This window comes from Aeromicrobium sp. SORGH_AS_0981, from assembly GCF_031453195.1.
Lineage (GTDB): Bacteria > Actinomycetota > Actinomycetes > Propionibacteriales > Nocardioidaceae > Aeromicrobium.
Genome location: NZ_JAVIZD010000001.1, coordinates 2,733,903 through 2,750,550 on the forward strand (window position 1 = coordinate 2,733,903; position 16,648 = coordinate 2,750,550).

15 protein-coding genes are annotated in these 16,648 nt (G+C 72.2%); 7 read left to right on the top strand and 8 right to left on the bottom strand.

Annotation, left to right across the window (positions count from 1 at the left end; all coding sequences use genetic code 11):
• Nucleotides 1–36 precede the first annotated feature (36 nt).
• Both QE370_RS13690 and QE370_RS13695 read right to left on the bottom strand, forming a co-directional pair.
• On the bottom strand, nt 37–1,005 hold the full coding sequence (locus QE370_RS13690) for a DMT family transporter (RefSeq protein ID WP_309634674.1): 969 nt from the start codon (nt 1,003–1,005) through the stop codon (nt 37–39).
• Nucleotide 1,006: 1 nt separating this feature from the next.
• A complete protein-coding gene (locus QE370_RS13695) occupies nt 1,007–1,666 on the bottom strand; it encodes an MBL fold metallo-hydrolase (protein WP_309634675.1) in 660 nt (219 codons plus the stop codon).
• 67 nt (nt 1,667–1,733) lie between these two features.
• Here QE370_RS13695 and QE370_RS13700 point away from each other — a divergent pair, with 67 nt between their 5' ends.
• Complete coding sequence (locus tag QE370_RS13700) at nt 1,734–2,627, top strand: alpha/beta hydrolase (RefSeq protein WP_309634676.1); 894 nt, start codon at nt 1,734–1,736, stop codon at nt 2,625–2,627.
• Between the two features lie 41 nt (nt 2,628–2,668).
• Nucleotides 2,669–3,463, top strand: coding sequence for an alpha/beta fold hydrolase (locus QE370_RS13705; RefSeq protein ID WP_309634677.1), 795 nt, complete (start codon nt 2,669–2,671; stop codon nt 3,461–3,463).
• A gap of 27 nt (nt 3,464–3,490) precedes the next feature.
• Here QE370_RS13705 and QE370_RS13710 read toward each other — a convergent pair whose 3' ends face one another.
• The 3 genes from QE370_RS13710 to QE370_RS13720 are packed head-to-tail and all read right to left on the bottom strand — an operon-like array spanning nt 3,491 to nt 5,469.
• A complete protein-coding gene (locus tag QE370_RS13710) occupies nt 3,491–3,877 on the bottom strand; it encodes a low affinity iron permease family protein (RefSeq protein ID WP_253023437.1) in 387 nt (128 codons plus the stop codon).
• 9 nt (nt 3,878–3,886) lie between these two features.
• On the bottom strand, nt 3,887–5,050 hold the full coding sequence (locus tag QE370_RS13715; protein ID WP_309634678.1) for an MFS transporter: 1,164 nt from the start codon (nt 5,048–5,050) through the stop codon (nt 3,887–3,889).
• The gene (locus QE370_RS13720) at nt 5,047–5,469 is read right to left on the bottom strand and encodes a hypothetical protein (RefSeq protein ID WP_309634679.1); all 423 of its coding nucleotides are present in this window, start codon (nt 5,467–5,469) and stop codon (nt 5,047–5,049) included. The genes QE370_RS13715 and QE370_RS13720 overlap by 4 nt, the downstream gene beginning before the upstream one ends.
• Nucleotides 5,470–6,215: 746 nt before the next feature.
• Here QE370_RS13720 and QE370_RS13725 point away from each other — a divergent pair.
• Nucleotides 6,216–8,582 carry an excinuclease ABC subunit UvrA gene (locus QE370_RS13725; RefSeq protein ID WP_309634680.1) on the top strand — a complete coding sequence of 789 codons (2,367 nt, stop codon included), beginning with the start codon at nt 6,216–6,218 and terminating at the stop codon, nt 8,580–8,582.
• Here the strand turns inward: QE370_RS13725 and QE370_RS13730 are convergent.
• On the bottom strand, nt 8,566–10,311 hold the full coding sequence (locus QE370_RS13730) for a GNAT family N-acetyltransferase (protein WP_309634681.1): 1,746 nt from the start codon (nt 10,309–10,311) through the stop codon (nt 8,566–8,568). The two genes, QE370_RS13725 and QE370_RS13730, sit on opposite strands and share 17 nt — an antisense overlap.
• Before the next feature lie 142 nt (nt 10,312–10,453).
• On the opposite strand from QE370_RS13730, the gene QE370_RS13735 reads away from it, so the two are divergent.
• The gene (locus tag QE370_RS13735) at nt 10,454–11,254 is read left to right on the top strand and encodes an alpha/beta fold hydrolase (protein WP_309634682.1); all 801 of its coding nucleotides are present in this window, start codon (nt 10,454–10,456) and stop codon (nt 11,252–11,254) included.
• 234 nt (nt 11,255–11,488) lie between these two features.
• A complete protein-coding gene (locus QE370_RS13740; protein ID WP_253023430.1) occupies nt 11,489–11,668 on the top strand; it encodes a hypothetical protein in 180 nt (59 codons plus the stop codon).
• A 5-nt stretch (nt 11,669–11,673) separates the two neighbouring features.
• Here QE370_RS13740 and QE370_RS13745 read toward each other — a convergent pair whose 3' ends face one another.
• Both QE370_RS13745 and QE370_RS13750 read right to left on the bottom strand, forming a co-directional pair.
• Nucleotides 11,674–12,753, bottom strand: a complete 1,080-nt coding sequence (locus QE370_RS13745) for an SDR family oxidoreductase (RefSeq protein WP_309634683.1) — start codon at nt 12,751–12,753, stop codon at nt 11,674–11,676.
• A gap of 92 nt (nt 12,754–12,845) precedes the next feature.
• Nucleotides 12,846–13,310, bottom strand: a complete 465-nt coding sequence (locus QE370_RS13750; protein WP_253023426.1) for an Lrp/AsnC family transcriptional regulator — start codon at nt 13,308–13,310, stop codon at nt 12,846–12,848.
• 81 nt (nt 13,311–13,391) lie between these two features.
• On the opposite strand from QE370_RS13750, the gene QE370_RS13755 reads away from it, so the two are divergent.
• Both QE370_RS13755 and QE370_RS13760 read left to right on the top strand, forming a co-directional pair.
• Nucleotides 13,392–14,324, top strand: coding sequence for an EamA family transporter (locus QE370_RS13755; protein ID WP_309634684.1), 933 nt, complete (start codon nt 13,392–13,394; stop codon nt 14,322–14,324).
• Nucleotides 14,325–15,305: 981 nt separating this feature from the next.
• Complete coding sequence (locus tag QE370_RS13760; RefSeq protein WP_309634685.1) at nt 15,306–16,643, top strand: DUF222 domain-containing protein; 1,338 nt, start codon at nt 15,306–15,308, stop codon at nt 16,641–16,643.
• Nucleotides 16,644–16,648 lie beyond the last annotated feature (5 nt).

The following is a 16,648-nucleotide window of genomic DNA, read 5'->3' on the forward strand; positions in this document are numbered from 1 at the left end:
GACCAGGCTATCTCACAAGTGAGATAGGACAAGCACTCAGGGGCGGCGCCGTGTCGCGAGCGCGACGACCACGCCGACCACCGCCAGCAGGCCGCCCAGAAGACCCAGCCAGGACACGTCGACCGAGGGGTCCAGCACCTCGATCACCTCGGCGGCGACCACCTGGCCGGCGATCGAGCAGAGCCCGAGGACCAGCACGCCGTGGATCTGCACGGCCACGGCGGAGATGGCGATGAACCCGATGCCGAGCACGCCTCCGACGTAGTACCACCACTGCGAGGGGAACCCGTCGACGTGCCCCGGCGCGAGGAGGCTGACGACCAGCAGGACCAGCAGCGCCGACGTGCCGACCAGGAAGTTGTTCCAGGTGGTGACAAGCGGCCCGCCGACCGCGGAGATCTTCCCGTTGAAGGCTTGTTGCACCGCCTGCAGGCAGCCGGCGACGAGGGCGAGCGAGGCGAGCAGCAGCGACAGGCCGAGGTGGCTGCCGTCGAGGTCGCCGAGGACCTTCACGGTCACGGCGGCCACGGCGAACAGCGCGGCCACGGCCCGCGGACGCGAGACGGGCTCGTGCCCGCCCGGCCCGAGGCCCACGTGGTCGACCACGAGCGAGGCCACCGACTGTCCCGCCGTGAACGCGACGATGAACAGGGCGACGCCGATGACGCCGACGGCGATGCCCTGGGAGGCTACGAAGAACGCTCCGCCCAGCCCGCCGAGCAGGTGCACCGGGCGCAGCCGTGGGCGGTCCCCACCGGCGTCAGGATCGCGCAGCGCGTCGAGGACCCGGCGCAGGCCGGCGCGCCGGCGCGGGTGCGACAGCACGACGGCGCTCAGCAGGAGCAGGCCGCTGCCGAAGCTGACGACCGCGGCCAGGGCACCCGCCCGGAGGCCGTCGCCGAGCTGACCGGCGAGCGACGCGTTGACCCGCGACTGCAGGGTGATGAGAGCGCCGACCAGCAGCATGAGCGGGACCGTCGCGGCCCGCAGGACGGGGTGCTCCACCTCAGACGTCGAGGCTCTGGCCCGGCGTCAGCCGGTGGGCGCGGTCGGCGTCGACGCCACCGAAGGTCACGACGTGGTTCCAGTACACGCCGTAGGCGACCTCGGAGATCGTCGCGTCGTGGATCGGCAGCAGGCTCGACGGCGAGACCGTCTGGAGGAACTCGACCGTGTCGGCGATGCGGGCCCACGGCGCGCTGAGCGGGAGGGCGAGGACGTCGACCCCCTCCGGGATCGACGCGTAGGAGTCACCCGGGTGGAACAGACGCACGCGGTCCCCGTCGGCCGACGGCCCCTCCACGAGCAGACCGACGTTCGCGACGACCGGCAGCGCGGGGAGGATGACGGCGTGCCGCTCGCCCACACCGGTGAGGGTGAGGTCGCCGATCTCGGTCACGTGGCCGGCGCGGTGGCCCTGCCACGGCTCGCCCTGCTGCTCCGCGGTCTCGGGGTCGGCCAGGAAGAGCGCCTGCGGGTTCGTCTCGACCAGCTCGCGCGCCCGGTCCGGGTGCAGGTGGTCGGGGTGCTGGTGCGTGACGACGACGGCGTCGAGGTCGCGTGCGGTGAACGCGTCGTCGAGGCTGAAGGCGCCGGGGTCGACGAGCACACGTGCGTGATCGGTCTCCAGGAGCAGGGCGGCGTGCCCGAGTCGCGTGATCCTCACCCCACCATCATGCCCGCGTCGCTCACGACCCGCCCATCCGTCCACCACCTGGCCACGAACGAGGGTCATGGGCCTCTACGCCGACGCGACCGCGCTCCTGATGAACCTCACCGCACCGCTGACGGTGCGCTACGGCGACGCGCTGCAGCTCGTGCGCGACGAGGTCGACGACCCGAGCACCTGGCGGGTGCCGACGCGGCACGGCCAGGTGCGCTGCTTCGTCTACCGACCGCGCCCGGGCCGCCGCGCGGCGCCGGTGACCCCGGGTGCGTACGTGCACCTGCACGGCGGCGCGTTCCTCATGCGGCACGCGGCGATGGACGACTTCTTCGCCCGCTGGGTGGTCGCCACGACCGGCGCTGTCGTCGTGAACGTCGACTACGACGTGGCCCCGAGGTACCGGTACCCGGTGGCGCAGGAGCAGGCGCACGACGTGCTGCGGTGGGTCCAGGACTACGGCCACGAGCGTGACGTCGACGGCACGCGCGTCGTCGTCGGCGGGTTCAGCGCCGGCGGCAACCTGGCTGCGTCGGCCTGCCTCCAGGCCCGCGACTCCGGGCGGTCGCCCGTGAGGCTGCAGCTGCTCGGCGTCCCGTCGCTCGACGTCTCGACGACGGTCAAGCCCGCGACGATCCCGCGGCCGATGATCGACGAGCGCATCGTCGGGCTGGTCCGTGCCACCTACTTCAAGGATGCAGCGCGACGCACGGAGCCGTACGCGTCGCCGCTCCTCGCCGACGACGTCTCCGGCCTCCCGCCGGCCCTCGTCCTGACCGCGCAGCACGACGCCCTGCGCGCCGAGGGCGACGCGTACGCCCAGCGCCTGTCCGACGCCGGCGTCGCCGTCGAGCACCACGTCGTGCCCGGCCAGGACCACTACTTCCTCGACCCCGGCGACCTCGACCAGGCACGTCACTGGATGCAGGTGATGTCCGAGGCGATCCTGCGCGCGCTGGACTGACCCGGTCGGGTCACGTGGGCGCGCGGTCCTAGGCTGGGCGCGTGAGCGACGCCATCTACGCCCGTGAGGTGGGGGAGAGCGGCGAGCGCGTCGCGTTCCTGCACGGCCTCTTCGGCCAGGGCCGCAACTTCACGCAGGCGGCGAAGGCGTTGCAGCCCGAGCTGCGCTCCCTGCTGGTCGACCTGCCGAACCACGGTCACTCGCGCTGGACCGACACCGTCGACTACGTCGACGTCGCCGACCGGGTGGCGGCGTTCCTGCGGGAGCGCTGGGTCGAGGCCGGCCGGACGCACCTGGTCGGACACTCCATGGGCGGCAAGGTCGCGATGGTGCTCGCGCTGCGTCACCCGGACCTCGTCGACCGGCTCGTCGTGGTCGACATCGCTCCCGACCGGAGCGAGGGTGCCGACGAGTTCGTCCACCTGCTCGACAGCCTCGCGTCGCTCGACTTCGCCACTCTCGTGCGCCGCGGCGACGCCGACGAGCAGCTCCGCGCCCGCATCGACAACGACACGGTCCGCGGGTTCCTCCTGCAGAACCTGCGCAGCGTCCCGGCCGAGGAGGGGGGCGGCTTCCGGTGGCAGGCGAACCTCGACCTCCTGCGCCGCGACCTCGAGGTGATCGGCGGCTTTCCCGAGGTCGACGCGACCTTCGACCGTCCGGTGCTCTGGCTCGCGGGGGAGCGGTCCGCCTACGTGGGTCCGCAGCACGCCGAGCACATGCGGCGGCTGTTCCCCCGGACGCGGCTGGTCACGGTGAGGGGCGCCGGCCACTGGGTGCACTCGGAGCGGCCCGAGGCCTTCGTGTCGGCACTGCGGACGTTCCTGCTCGCCTGACGTCGGCGACCGACCGCACGGTCAGGATCAGTGCCGGTCCTCGAGCCCGACCGCCTCACGCAGCCGCGTGACCGACTCGGCCAGGTGCTCGTCGTCGCGCGCCCGCGACTCCATGAGGTCGGCGATCGCCTCGGCGAGCACGTTGAGCTTCTCCTGCGACGCCTCCTCGGTCCGACGTCCGGCGTTCTCGAGCAGCGCGAGCAGGAACAGCGACTGCACGCTCGCCACGGTGTGGATGGCCACCTGCCACGACTTCAGGTCGGGCCAGAACGGCACGCTCACGAGCCACGCGACCACGATGCCGGCGCACAGCAGGAAGAACGGTCCCCTGGAGACGAAGCCCTGCGTCGCCTCCACGAACCGGTCGAACACGGAACGGTCGTCCTGGCCGCGTGCGGCCTCCTCGGTACCCATGACCGGAGGCTAGGCCCGGCGCGCCTCTCGCGCAGCAGGGACGACGAGGGCCGACGGCACGAGCAGCACCGCTACGACGAGCAGCGCGTCGAGGGTGCCGACGTGGTCGGCCACGAAGCCGATGAGCGGCGGACCGGCGAGGAACGCCGTGTAGCCGATCGTCGACACGACGCTCACGCGAGCGGCGGCGCGGCGCGGGTCGTCGGCGGCGGCGCTCATGCCGACCGGGAAGCCGAGCGAGGCGCCGAGCCCCCAGAGCGCCACGCCGACCATCGCGACGACGACGTTGCCGGCGAGCACCGTGAGCAGCACGCCGACGCCGGCGAGCGTCATCGTCGACCACAGGACGGCGACGCGTCCGTACCGGTCGAGCACCGAGGTGCCGACGACGCGTCCCGCCGTCATGGCCGTGACGAACAGCCCGAAGCCGAGCGCGCCCGCCCAGTCGGGCAGGTCGTAGCCGTCGACGAGCGCCACGGTGAGCCAGTCGTTCGCCGTCCCCTCCGTCAGCGCGAGCGCCAGGACCATGAGGCCCACCAGCAGCGTGCGCGGCTCCAGCCACGCGGAGCCGGCCGCGGGGGCGTCGTCGTCCTCGCCGGTCTCCTCGCCGGGCAGGAAGGCGCGGACCGCCCAGGCGACGACCACGACGGCGGGCACCGCGACGAGACCCAGGTGCACCCAGAGCGCCAGGTCGGCGGCGGCCGCGGCGGCCCCTGCACCCGCACCCAGGACCGTGCCGAGGCTGAAGGCGGCGTGGAAGCGCGGCATGATCGTCCGGCCGAGGTCGTGCTCGACGCGGGCGCCGTGCAGGTTCATCGCGACGTCCCACGTGCCCACGCCGAAGCCGAAGACCACGAGCGCCGGCGCCACGGCGAGCGCGGTGGCGTGCTCGACGGCGAGCGCACCGCACACCTGGGCCGCTGCGACGGCGACGACGCCCGCCGTCACGACGGCGCGCGCGCCGAAGCGCTCGGCGAGCCGTCCCGCCACGGGGAGACCGGTCAGCGAGCCCAGCGAGAGCGCCAGCAGCAGGAGCCCCAGACGCCCGGGGGTGAGCCCGAGCTCGTCGCGCACGAGCGGCAGCCGCGACATCCACGACGCGACCATGAAGCCGTTCACCGCGAAGACGACGGCGACGGCGGTGCGGGCCCGCACGAGGGGTGTCGTCGTCATGCCCGTCCCTCCGCGGCACGCTGCCGAGGCCAGGCCCCGGTGCTCCACAGCGCCCACAGGACGAGCAGGGGCTGGAAGGACAGCCGCGTGAGTCGCGAACCGTCGGAGTCGAGCCCGAACGCGTCGACCCCCTCCACGTACTGCGCGACGTTGCCCGGGAAGACCGCCACGAAGAGCCCGGCGACGAGCCAGCCCATCAACGGACGTCGGGCGCGCGGCGCGAGCAGCACCGCCGCGCCCAGCGCCAGCTCGACGGCACCCGACGCGAGCACCGTCACGTCCGCGTCGACCGGGAACCACGACGGCACCTGGGCATGGAACTCCTCCCTCGCCACCACGTGCGCCACCCCCGCCACCACGAGGAACGCGCCGAGCAGCAGACGACCGACGAGGCGGGGGAGGGAGGCAGGCGCTGTCACCGGACGAGGATGTCAGGTGGGTGGGGCTGGACGTGCGCGGGTGGTCGGGTCCGTGGGCTTGCTGGTGCGCTGGCTGCGGTCGTCGTGACCTTGCTGGTGCGCTGCCTCAGACTTCGCTGGGGGTGGTCTCCGAGAGGGCCTCGACCGGCAGCGGTCCTGGGGTGTCTTCGGGTCTCGGGGTCTGGCTTGGGCTCGTGGGTGACGCACGATTCTTCTTTTCCGCGTTCTTGGGCCACCGATCTGCGTTCGCGCGTTCTACCGGTGGACCTGCAACCGCAGGAGCGCTTCTGCGGTTGAGAATCCACCGATGGTGGGCGTCGCGCCGGAAGGATTCTGCTTTCGCGTGGACCGTTCCACCCGAAAGCAGAATCGTTCGTCACCCCACCGCAAAGTGCACCCACGATTCTTCACTCACGCCTGCGAAGCCGAATGCTTCTGCGTTCGCGACGGGATCCCGTAGGAGACGCAGAAACCTCAGCCTTCAACGCATGAACGCAGCATCGTGCGTCCACCCCAGCACCAACCCACAGCCCGAGACCCCAGACGAGCGACGCCGCCAGCTGCCCGGTCAAGGGCTTTTCGGAGACCACACCCAGCGAAGGCCGAGGCAGCGCAGCAGCAGGACCAGACCCCGCAGGCAACAGCGCACCACCACCCAGACCACCCGTGGCAGCGCACCAGCAACACCCCCCGGCACACCCCGAAGCACGTGACCACCCACCACCGCCGTCGCTAGCCTGAGCGACATGGCTCACACCGCCGACCGCCACGACGTCATCCGGGTGCAGGGTGCCCGGGAGAACAACCTGAGGGACGTGAGCGTCGACCTGCCGAAGCGGCGGCTGACGGTGTTCACCGGGGTCTCGGGGTCGGGGAAGAGCTCGCTGGTGTTCGGGACGGTCGCGGCCGAGTCGCAGCGGCTCGTGAACGAGACGTACAGCGCCTTCCTGCAGGGGTTCATGCCATCGCTGTCGCGTCCCGACGTCGACCACCTGGACGGGCTGACGACGGCGATCATCGTCGACCAGGAGCGGTTGGGGGCGAACCCGCGGTCGACGGTCGGCACCGCGACCGACGCGAGCACCATGCTGCGGATCCTGTTCAGCCGGATCGGCGAGCCGTACGTCGGTCCGCCCACGGCGTTCTCGTTCAACGTGCCCACGCGCACGGCGAGCGGCGTCATGACGACGGAGCGGGGCGGACGCACGGAGAGGCGCGTCGCGCGCAAGGAGGTCTACCTCGGCGGCATGTGCCCGCGCTGCGAGGGGATGGGCGCCGTCAGCGACTTCGACCTCACCGCGATCTACGACGCCGAGAAGTCGCTCGCCGACGGGGCGCTGCTGGTCCCGGGCTACAGCATGGACGGGTGGTACGGACGCATCTTCTCCGGCGCCGGTCTGCCGATGGACGTGCCCGTCGGCCGGTTCACCGACGCCCAGCGCGAGAAGCTGCTGCGCGGGGAGCCGGAGAAGATCCGCGTCGACGGGGTCAACCTCACCTACGAGGGCGTGCTCACGAAGGTGCAGAAGTCGATGCTCAGCAAGGACGTCGAGGCGCTGCAGCCGCACGTCCGGCGCTTCGTCGAACGTGCCGTCACCTTCACCACCTGCCCCGACTGCGACGGCACCCGCCTCACCGCCGGGGCGCTGTCGTCACGCATCCGGGGCAGGAACATCGCCGACCTCTGCGCGATGCAGGTCAGCGACCTCGCCGTCTGGCTGCGTGACCTCGACGAGCCGTCGGTCGCGCCTCTCGTCGCCGGGCTGCAGCACGTCCTCGACGCGTTCACCGAGATCGGTCTCGGCTACCTGTCCCTCGACCGTCCCGCCGGCACGCTGTCGGGGGGAGAGGCGCAACGCACCAAGATGATCCGGCACCTCGGGTCGTCGCTCACCGACGTCACCTACGTCTTCGACGAGCCGACGGTCGGCCTCCACCCGCACGACGTCGAGCGGATGAACCAGCTGCTCCTGCAGCTGCGCGACAAGGGCAACACGGTGCTCGTCGTCGAGCACGAGCCGGAGACGATCCGCGTCGCCGACCACGTCGTCGACCTCGGGCCAGGAGCCGGGTCCGCGGGCGGCACGCTCTGCTACGAGGGCGAGGTGGCCGGACTGCTCGCCAGCGGCACCGTCACCGGGCGCCACCTCGACGACCGCGTGCCCCTGAAGGACGAGGTCCGCACCCCCGTCGGACGACTCGAGGTCCGCGGGGCCTCCAGCCACAACCTGCGCGACGTCGACGTCGACGTGCCGCTCGGCGTGCTGTGCGCGGTCACGGGCGTGGCCGGCTCGGGCAAGAGCTCCCTGGTGCACGGGTCGATCGCGGCGCACGAGGGCGTCGTGGTCGTCGACCAGTCGCCCGTCAAGGGCTCGCGTCGCAGCAACCCGGCCACGTGGACAGGACTGCTCGAACCGGTCCGCAAGGCCTTCGCGAAGGCCAACGGGGTCAAGCCCGCCCTGTTCAGCTCGAACTCCGAGGGAGCGTGCACCACCTGCGGCGGCGTGGGTGTCGTCATCACCGAGCTCGGCGTCATGGCGACCGTCGAGTCGCCCTGCGAGGAGTGCGAGGGACGCCGCTTCCAGCCGTCGGTGCTCGTGCACACCCTCGGCGGCAGGAACATCGCCGAGGTGCTCGAGCTGTCCGCGGCCGAGGCCGCCACGTTCTTCGCCGAGGGTGAGTCGCGCGTTCCGGCGGCGCAGAGGATCGTCGACCGGCTCGTCGACGTCGGGCTCGGCTACCTGACCCTCGGACAGCCGCTGTCGTCGCTGTCGGGCGGCGAGCGTCAGCGGCTCCGGCTGGCGGCCCAGCTCTCGGAGTCGGCGGAGGTGCTCGTCCTCGACGAGCCGACCACCGGGCTGCACCTCGCCGACGTCGAGAACCTGCTGGCCCTGCTCGACCGCATCGTCGACGAGGGACGCTCGGTGGTCGTCGTGGAGCACCACCAGGCGGTGATGGCGCATGCCGACTGGGTGATCGACCTCGGCCCCGGCGCCGGTCACGACGGGGGGCGCATCGTCTTCGAGGGGACGCCCGCGCAGCTCGTCGGCTCCGACACCGGCCCGACCGCCCGGCACCTCGCCGTCTACGTCGGGGCTACAGCGGACGCTTGAAGCCGACGTGGCTCGGCTCGTAGCCGAGCCGCTCGTAGAACCGGTGGGCAGCGTCGCGCGAGGTGTCGCTGGTGAGCTGGGAGAGCCGTGCGCCGCGGGCGCGACCGTGCTCGTGCGCCCACGCCATGAAGGCGCCGCCCAGCCCACGGCTGCGCCAGCGGGGCGCCACGCGGACCCCCTCCACCTGCATGCGGGTCGTGCCGCCGCGCGAGAGGCCGGGCAGGATGGTCAGCTGGGCCGTCGCGACGACCTCGACGCCGTCGCGCACCACCACCACGAGCTGCGACGGGTCGCGCACCAGGGAGTCGAACGCCTCCTGGTAGATCGACGCCGTGCCGTGCTCGCGGGAGGCGCCGATCGGGTCGTCGGCCAGCAGAGCCACGATGGCGGGCACGTCGGTCCGCTCCGCCCGCTCGACGCGCAGCCGCTCGCCGTCGACCTCGAGGGTGGTCCCGGCGTCGCGAGCGGCTCGACGGACCCCGTCGACCACGGCGTCGAGCCACCCGCCGACGGACGCCCGTGCCTCGGCGGTGTCGGGGTAGCGGCAGCGCAGGTGCACGCCGCCCTCGTCGAGGACGAACCACACCATGACCCCGTCGGTGCGCCCTGCGGCGCTCACGTACTGCGCCTCGAGGCCGACGTGGTCGACGTGGACCGGCAGCCGGCGGAGGTCGAGCCAGGAGAACGCGAACATGCCGGGGGACTGGGGCATGCCGCCGTACGGGGCGAACACGTCGGCGAGCGGCCACGACCCCAGCCGGATGGCCTCCTTCACGGCGGCCGCGCAGGCGGTGGGACCAGGGTCGGGAGAGTCGATCACCGCGTTCGTGATGAACCAGCCGACCGCGTCGTGCCAGATCTCCTCGTAGCGGCTGTGGACCGGGAACACGGCGCGGAACGGGGCATCGGCGAGCGACCGTGTCACCCGCGTCATCACCGACGTCACCAGCGCCAGCGTCGAGACGCCCTGGGCGCGCGCCGCGCGCTCGAGCCAGGCCATCGCGTCGACGTCGAGCACGTCGCGCACCTCGACCCGTTCGAGCACCGGGGTCGTGACGTCGCCGAGGGGGAGGGGGAAGCGGGGCATGGTGTCGCCGCAGGCGCCGAGCACCTCGGCCCACCGGTCGCGGACGTCCTGAGGGGGTCGCTCGCGACCGAGCAGCGACTCCGTGTGGCTGGAGAAGGCGCGGGGGAGCACGTCCGAGGCGGTGTGCCCGAGCTCGCGCAGGAGGTCGCGCACGACCACGAGCAGCGACCACATGTCGACGTGCGCGTGGTCGGACCCGATGACGACGGTGGGGCGGTCGTGCGACTGCACGACGCACAGCCGGTGCGACGGCCTCGACAGGGGCCGGCAGTGCTCGTCGAGCACCCCGCGGATCGCGTCGCTCAGACGGGTGCCGGGCGCCATCGGGTGCTCGCGCCAGGACCCCGGCCCGACCTCGACCTCGTGCAGCTCGACGTCGCCGTCGTCGTCGAGGGAGAAGACGGTGTGCAGGGTGCCGTGCCGCCTCACGACGGCGAGCCAGGCCTCGGCGAGCCGGTCGAGGTCGACGGCGGGCAGCCGGACCGTGATCGCCATCCACGAGCCGGGACGGTCGCCCTGGCCGACGTGACGTTCCTGGTCGAAGGAGACCGGGAGGCGCTCGCCCGTGGCGCCGACAGTGAGGTCGTACCCCATCACGCGACCGAACGGCAGTCGCAGGTGGGCCACGTGGGTGAGCCGCATGGTCGTCACTCTAGGGCCGGCCCGGGCCTCACGCGTCCCGTCGCCGCTGCGTGTCTCGTCGCTCACAGCGGGCGCTCGGACGGCTTCCAGGGGCTCCCGCCGTCGTAGTCTGGGAGGTCCCGAGACCGAGGAGTCGCCCGCCATGTCGTCCGTGTCCGTGCCTGGAGCCGTCCTCGACGTCGACGTGCAGGGCGACGACGGTCCGGCGGTGGTCGTGCTCCACGGCCTGACGTCGAGCCGGAGCCGTGACGCGGTGCTCGGTCTCGACGTTGCCGCCCGCGTGCCGGGAGTCCGGCTGCTGCGCTACGACGCGCGGGGCCACGGGCGTTCCACCGGCCGGAAGGTCGTCGAGGACTACACCTGGCACCGGCTCGCCGAGGACCTCGAACAGGTGATCGATAGATTCTTCCCGGGGGAGCAGGTGCACGGGCTCGGCGGGTCCATGGGGACCGCCACGCTGCTGCACGCCGCCCTCGGGGACCCGAGCCGGTTCGCGTCGCTCACGCTGATGATCCCGCCGACGGCGTGGGCGTCCCGCCGCGCCAAGGCTGCCGAGTACGAGGCGTCGGGGCGGCTGGTCGAGACGTCGGGCGTCGACGCGTTCGTCGCGCTGTCTGCCGACGCCGTCCCGCCGCCGGCCACGCGCGGCCGTCCTGACACGGTGCCCGACGTCGACGAGGCGCTGCTGCCCACCGTCCTGCGTGGCGCTGCACGTTCGGACCTGCCGTCGGTGGCGGCGCTGGCGACGCTCGACGTCCCGACGCAGCTGCTGGCCTGGACCGACGACCCTGCGCACCCGCTGAGCACCGCGGAGACGTTGCACGGCCTGTGGCCGTCGAGCTCGCTCGTCGTCGCGACGACGCCCGACGACGTCCGCGCCTGGAGCGCGCTGCTGGAGCAGCACGTGCATCGTCACGACGCCGCCGTGCGCACCGGTTCCTGAGCCCCTTCCGTCCCTGTCGGGATCGATCCGATAATGCACATTATGTCAACTTAGATGTGTCTGGGAGTGGCTCTGCAGGCCGGGACGGTCCCCCGCGAGGGCGAGACCTCCGCAGAACCTCTCCGCTCGACGCTCGTCGGGCCGACCGCGTCCTCCTCTGCGAACCTCGAGGTGCGGGTGCGGAGGAGCCGCCGCGCAGACCGGGTTGCCAGGGCGACGGATGGGGCGTGTGCGATGTCGGTGCTGGAGCTGCTGGGGGTCACCGTGATGCTGGCCGGCATGATCGGGTTCGTGGGGCCGGCGACCCGGCTCGCCCTGACGGGCGGCGTCGCATGGGTGACGTCGCAGAAGGTGCTCGTCGCCGTGTCGTTCGCGCTCATGCTGACCGGAGCGGTCTTCATGGCGCACTCCTGAGCACCTCAGGGACGCGGCACGACGCGGGCCTCCTCGAGGTGGTCGAACAGGTCGAGGAACGCCTGCAGCGTCGACCGGTAGCCCGTGAAGCCGAGGACCCGACTCCGGGTCATGTCGGCCAGGCACTCCACGTCGCGTCCGAGGTCGCCGTCCGTGTGCCACCAGGAGGCCACCCGGTCGACGTCGCTCTCCACGAGCCCCTCACGCTCGGCGATGCGCGACCACGCTGCCGAGGCGTCGACCATCTGGTCCTCCAGCGGGCGCGGCTCGTCCGCGAAGCCCTCCGGCTCGACCCCGAGGCGGGCCGCCAGGCGAGGCCACAGCCAGCGCCAGCGGAAGACGTCGCCGTCGACGACGTTGAACGCCGTGTCCGCGGCCGAGGCCGTCGTCGACGCCCACACGAGGTGCTCGGCCAGGAGGCCGGCGTCGGTCATGTCGGTCAGTCCGTCCCACTGGGTCCGCGACCCAGGGAAGACCATCGGTCTCCCCTGGTCCCGACAGATCGCCGCCTGGACCGCGAGCGTCTGCCCCATGTTCATCGCGTTGCCCACGGCGGCACCGATCACGGTGTGGGCCCGGTGCACCGACCACGTGAAGCCCGCCTGCTCCGCGGCGGCGAACAGCTCGTCCTCCTGCGCGTAGTAGAAGTTCGGGTACGGCAGGCGTTCCTCGTCCTCGTGGAAGGGCGTGTCGGGCAGGTCGCCCTGCCCGTACGCCTCGAAGGGGCCGAGGTAGTGCTTCAGGCCCGTCACGAGCGCGACGTGCTGCACCGTGCCTGCGGGCGAGACGGCGGCCAGGAGGTCGCGCACCATCCGTCCGTTGACGCGGATGTTCGCCTCCTCGTCCTCCTGGCGCATCCACGCCGTCACGAAGACATGGGTCGGCGCGTGGGACGCGAGCGCCTCGCGCAGCGACGTCTCGTCGGTCAGGTCGGCCGCCACGCCCAGCACGCCGTCCATCGGGGCCCGACCGCTGCGTGACAGCCCCAGGACCTCCCAGCCCTGCCCGACCAGCTCCCGGCACAGTGCCGAGCCTGCGATGCCCGTGGCACCTGCCACGAGCGCGGTCCGCGTCGTCTCTCCCATGTCCTCGACCCTAGGCAGGTCTCGCGCAGGCCGCTCGGCGCGCTCCGGTCGCCGTGGCCGGCGCGGGAGGACGACTCTCGTGCTCCTCTCCCCTACGGCACCGGCACGGGCGACGGATCCTTCGTCACGCCGAACGCGAACGTCGTCTCGATCGACGCGAGCGACGGGATGTCGCGGATCCTGTCGCGCAGCAGCTGCTCGTAGCCCGCGAACGACTCGGCGACCACCTTCAGCAGGTAGTCGTGGTCGCCCGCCAGCACGTACGCCTCCACCACCTCGGGCAGGCTCCGCAGCTCCGCCTCGACCGCCTCCACGGTGTGGGTCGCGTGCGACGAGAGCCGCAGCCGGACGAAGGCGGTGATGCTCAGGCCCACCTCCTGCTGGGCGACGACCGCGCGGTACCCGCTGATCACCCCTGCTGACTCCAGGGCCCGCACCCGACGCAGGCAGGGCGACGGCGACAGGCCCACCCGGTCGGCGAGCTCCTGGTTGGTGAGCCGACCGTCCAGCTGCAGCTCGCGCAGGATCGATCGGTCGATGGCGTCGAAGCGGGTCATGTGGCAGATCCTGCCACGAATCAAAGAGGTGCTGGCAGGATTGGCAATCGCGTGCCGGGGTGATCTCCCTACCGTTGCGGCATGACTTGGACCGCTCCGACCGTGCGCGCCGCCACGGGCCCCGCCGCGCTGCTGGCCACCGTCCTGCTGTGGTCGTCCTTCGCGCTCACCACGCGGGCGCTCGGGACGTCGGGACTCACGACCCTCGACCTGGCCCTGCTCCGCTTCGCCACTCCCCTGGTCCTGCTGGCGCCGTGGGTCCCCGGGGCGCTGCGTCGTGCACGGCGGGAACGGACGAGCACGCTCGCCCTGCTGCTGGTCGGCGGAGTCCCCCACTTCATGGTCTTCGCGGTGGGCGCTCACCTCACCAGCGCCGGGCTCACCGGCCTGCTCGTCCCTGGCACCGTGCCGCTGTTCGTCACGCTCCTCCTGCTGCGTCGGCGCAGGGTCCCGCGAGGACGGGTGGTGGCCCTCGCGCTGATAACGGGCGGGGTCGCCGTGAGTGCCAGCACGATGACCTCGACCCACGGCTCGATCGGCGTGGTCGCGCTCCTCGCGGCCGGTCTGCTGTGGGCCGTCTACACGCTCGCCCTGGCTCGGACGACCCTCGGGCTGCTCGACGTGGTCGCCCTGGTGAGCCTCGGCTCGACAATCGGCGTGGTGGTCGCCGTGGCGCTCGGGCTGGGGACGTCGGCGATGCTCGACGGGACGGCTGTCGGTTCGGAGGTGCTGACAACGGTGCTGCTGCTCGGCGTCGGCACCGGGATCGCGTCGACGCTCTGCTATGCCCTGGCGATCCGGCAGCTCGGCAGCGGCGCAGGTGCCGTGGCGGGCGCGTCGAGCCCCGTGCTCACGGCCACCCTCGCCGCTCCCCTGCTGGGCGAGCCGCTCGGCCCCGTCCTCGCCGTCGGCCTCGTCCTCGTGGTGGTGGGCCTCGTGCTCTTCCACACCTCTGGCCGCGCTCCCTCTCCCGCCAGGCTGCCGGTCGACCGACGACCGCTGCTGGTCGAGTAGCGGCTCCGCGTGGGTCAGCTCCCAGCGACGGCTTGGGGTGGTCTCGATACGTCTCCGCCTGCTCCTTCGGCCCCAGCAAGCGGGAGGTGCCCCCAGCGGCGTCGACTACTCGACCAGCGGTAGGTTCCGCTGGTCGAGTAGTCCGAGCGAGCTCGCGAGGCTCGGACGTATCGAGACCACCCGGCAACGGCTCAGCGCGGGCCAGCTCCCAGCGACAGCGTGGAGTGGTCTCGATACGTCGGCTCCAGGCTCGTACCTCGCCAGGCCCGACTACTCGACCAGCGAATCGTTCCGCTGGTCGAGTAGCGGCCGCGCGCTGGGGGCACCTCCCGCTTGCGGGGGCGGAACGAGCGCCGTGGCTGCGTATCGAGACCACCCGGCAACGGCTCAGCGCGGACCGACCCCCAGCGACGGCTTGGAGTGGTCTCGATACGTCGGCCCCAGGCTCGTACCTCGCCAGGCCCGACTACTCGACCAGCGAATCGTTCCGCTGGTCGAGTAGCGGCCGCGCGCGAGGAACGAGCGCCGTGGCTGCGTATCGAGACCACCCGGCAACGGATCAGCGCGGACCGACCCCCAGCGACAGCTTGGAGTGGTCTCGATACGTCGGCCCCAGGCTCGTACCTCGCCAGGCCCGACTACTCGACCAGCGAATCGATCCGCTGGTCGAGTAGTCCGAGCGAGCTTGCGAGGCTCGGACGTATCGAGACCACCCGGCAACGGCTCAGCGCGGGCCAGCTCCCAGCGACAGCTTGGAGTGGTCTCGATACGTCGGCCCCAGGCTCGTACCTCGCCAGGCCCGACTACTCGACCAGCGGTTGTCTCGCTGGTCGAGTAGCGGCCGGGCGCGAGGGACGAGCCTCGCGGCTGCGTATCGAGACCACCCGGCAACGGCCCAGCGCGAACCAGCCGAAACTCCACTGTCCACAGGGGTTTTCCGGGCTGGAGGGGGGTGTCGGTGGGGGTGCCTAGGTTGGAACTATGAGCCCCACCGACACCCTCCTGGCTGACGCGGCGACCGCGTCGGCGCGGGTGTGGGCGGGTGAGGCGGAGCAGGCGCGGGCGGTGCTGCGGTTCGTGGAGACCCGCCGCACCGACGCCCTCACCCAAGGGTTGAGTGCCCGTCAGGTCGAGGACGCCCGGCAGGTCGCGATCCTGGAGGCCGCCCTCGAGCTGCATCTCGCGCAGGGGTTCGTGGCGAACCTGGTCTCGGCCACCCGCACCCTCGTGGTGGACCTCCCCGTCGTGTGGGCTGGCCACCTGCGCGGTGAGGTCGACCGGGCCAAGGCCCGCGAGATCGCCTCCACCGCCTGGAAGCTCCACCACCCCGAGAACATCACCCGGCTGGACGAGACCGTCCTCGCCTACGCCACCACCCACACCCTCGGCCAGCTGAAGGGATGGCTGCGTCGGTTCCTCATCCGGGTCGAGCCCGACCACGCGATCGAGCGCCGCCAGGCGGCACACGCGGACCGCACCGTCACCATCACCACCCTGGATGACGGGATGAGCCTGCTGCAGGCCCTCATCCCCACCACCGACGTCCTCCTCATCGACCGGGACCTCACCCTCGCAGCGAAGGCCTCCCGCCACGCCACCACCGACGATGAGCGGACCCTGGCCCAGGCCCGCGCCGACGCCCTCGTCGACACCCTCCTGCGCAAGGACAACACCGCGACCACGTCAGGGCGTGGCCGGTTCCACGTCGGCGTCACCGTCTCCCTGGCCACCCTGCTCGGCCTCTCCAGCGAGCCGGGCGTCTCTGCGGATGGGCAGCACGTCCTCGACCCCGCCCTGCTCGCCGAGCTCGCCGCCGCCGAAGGCACGTTGTTCTCGCGGTTGTTGACCGATGAGAACGGCGGCATCCTCGACGTGACCGAGCTGGGCCGCTTCCCCACCCAACCCCTACGCAGGGCGTTGAACCTCATCGACGGGACCTGCGACGTGCCCGGCTGCACCCGCCCCGCCACCGGCTGCGACGTCGACCACCAGATCCCCTACGACCCCGACCCACCACCAGGCGGACGACCACCAGGCCAGCAGCGCGGACCCACCGCAGCGGGGAACCTGCACCACCGGTGCCCACCCCACCACGGCCTCAAGACCCGAGGAGCCCTCACCGTCACCCACGACGAGGACGGCAACGCCCGCTGGCACCTACCCACCCGCACCATCGAAGCCGAGACCGCGTTCACCCGCGCCTGGACCCGACGACCCCGCACCATCCAGTTCGTCGAGATCCACCACCTCGATCCGCGCTGCATCGCGGACCACCGGCGTCGGGGCGGACCAGGAAGGCACGCCACAGAGGCGCCGTAGGCTGC

Excerpts from the sequence above, each read along its gene's own strand:
- QE370_RS13725 (WP_309634680.1), top strand. The coding sequence starts at position 6,216 with ATGGCTCACACCGCCGACCGCCACGACGTCATCCGGGTGCAGGGTGCC.
- QE370_RS13750 (WP_253023426.1), bottom strand. The coding sequence starts at position 13,310 with ATGACCCGCTTCGACGCCATCGACCGATCGATCCTGCGCGAGCTGCAG.
- QE370_RS13710 (WP_253023437.1), bottom strand. The coding sequence starts at position 3,877 with ATGGGTACCGAGGAGGCCGCACGCGGCCAGGACGACCGTTCCGTGTTC.
- QE370_RS13745 (WP_309634683.1), bottom strand. The coding sequence starts at position 12,753 with ATGGGAGAGACGACGCGGACCGCGCTCGTGGCAGGTGCCACGGGCATC.
- QE370_RS13730 (WP_309634681.1), bottom strand. The coding sequence starts at position 10,311 with ATGCGGCTCACCCACGTGGCCCACCTGCGACTGCCGTTCGGTCGCGTG.
- QE370_RS13740 (WP_253023430.1), top strand. The coding sequence starts at position 11,489 with ATGTCGGTGCTGGAGCTGCTGGGGGTCACCGTGATGCTGGCCGGCATG.
- QE370_RS13755 (WP_309634684.1), top strand. The coding sequence starts at position 13,392 with ATGACTTGGACCGCTCCGACCGTGCGCGCCGCCACGGGCCCCGCCGCG.
- QE370_RS13760 (WP_309634685.1), top strand. The coding sequence starts at position 15,306 with ATGAGCCCCACCGACACCCTCCTGGCTGACGCGGCGACCGCGTCGGCG.
- QE370_RS13735 (WP_309634682.1), top strand. The coding sequence starts at position 10,454 with ATGTCGTCCGTGTCCGTGCCTGGAGCCGTCCTCGACGTCGACGTGCAG.
- QE370_RS13715 (WP_309634678.1), bottom strand. The coding sequence starts at position 5,050 with ATGACGACGACACCCCTCGTGCGGGCCCGCACCGCCGTCGCCGTCGTC.
- QE370_RS13700 (WP_309634676.1), top strand. The coding sequence starts at position 1,734 with ATGGGCCTCTACGCCGACGCGACCGCGCTCCTGATGAACCTCACCGCA.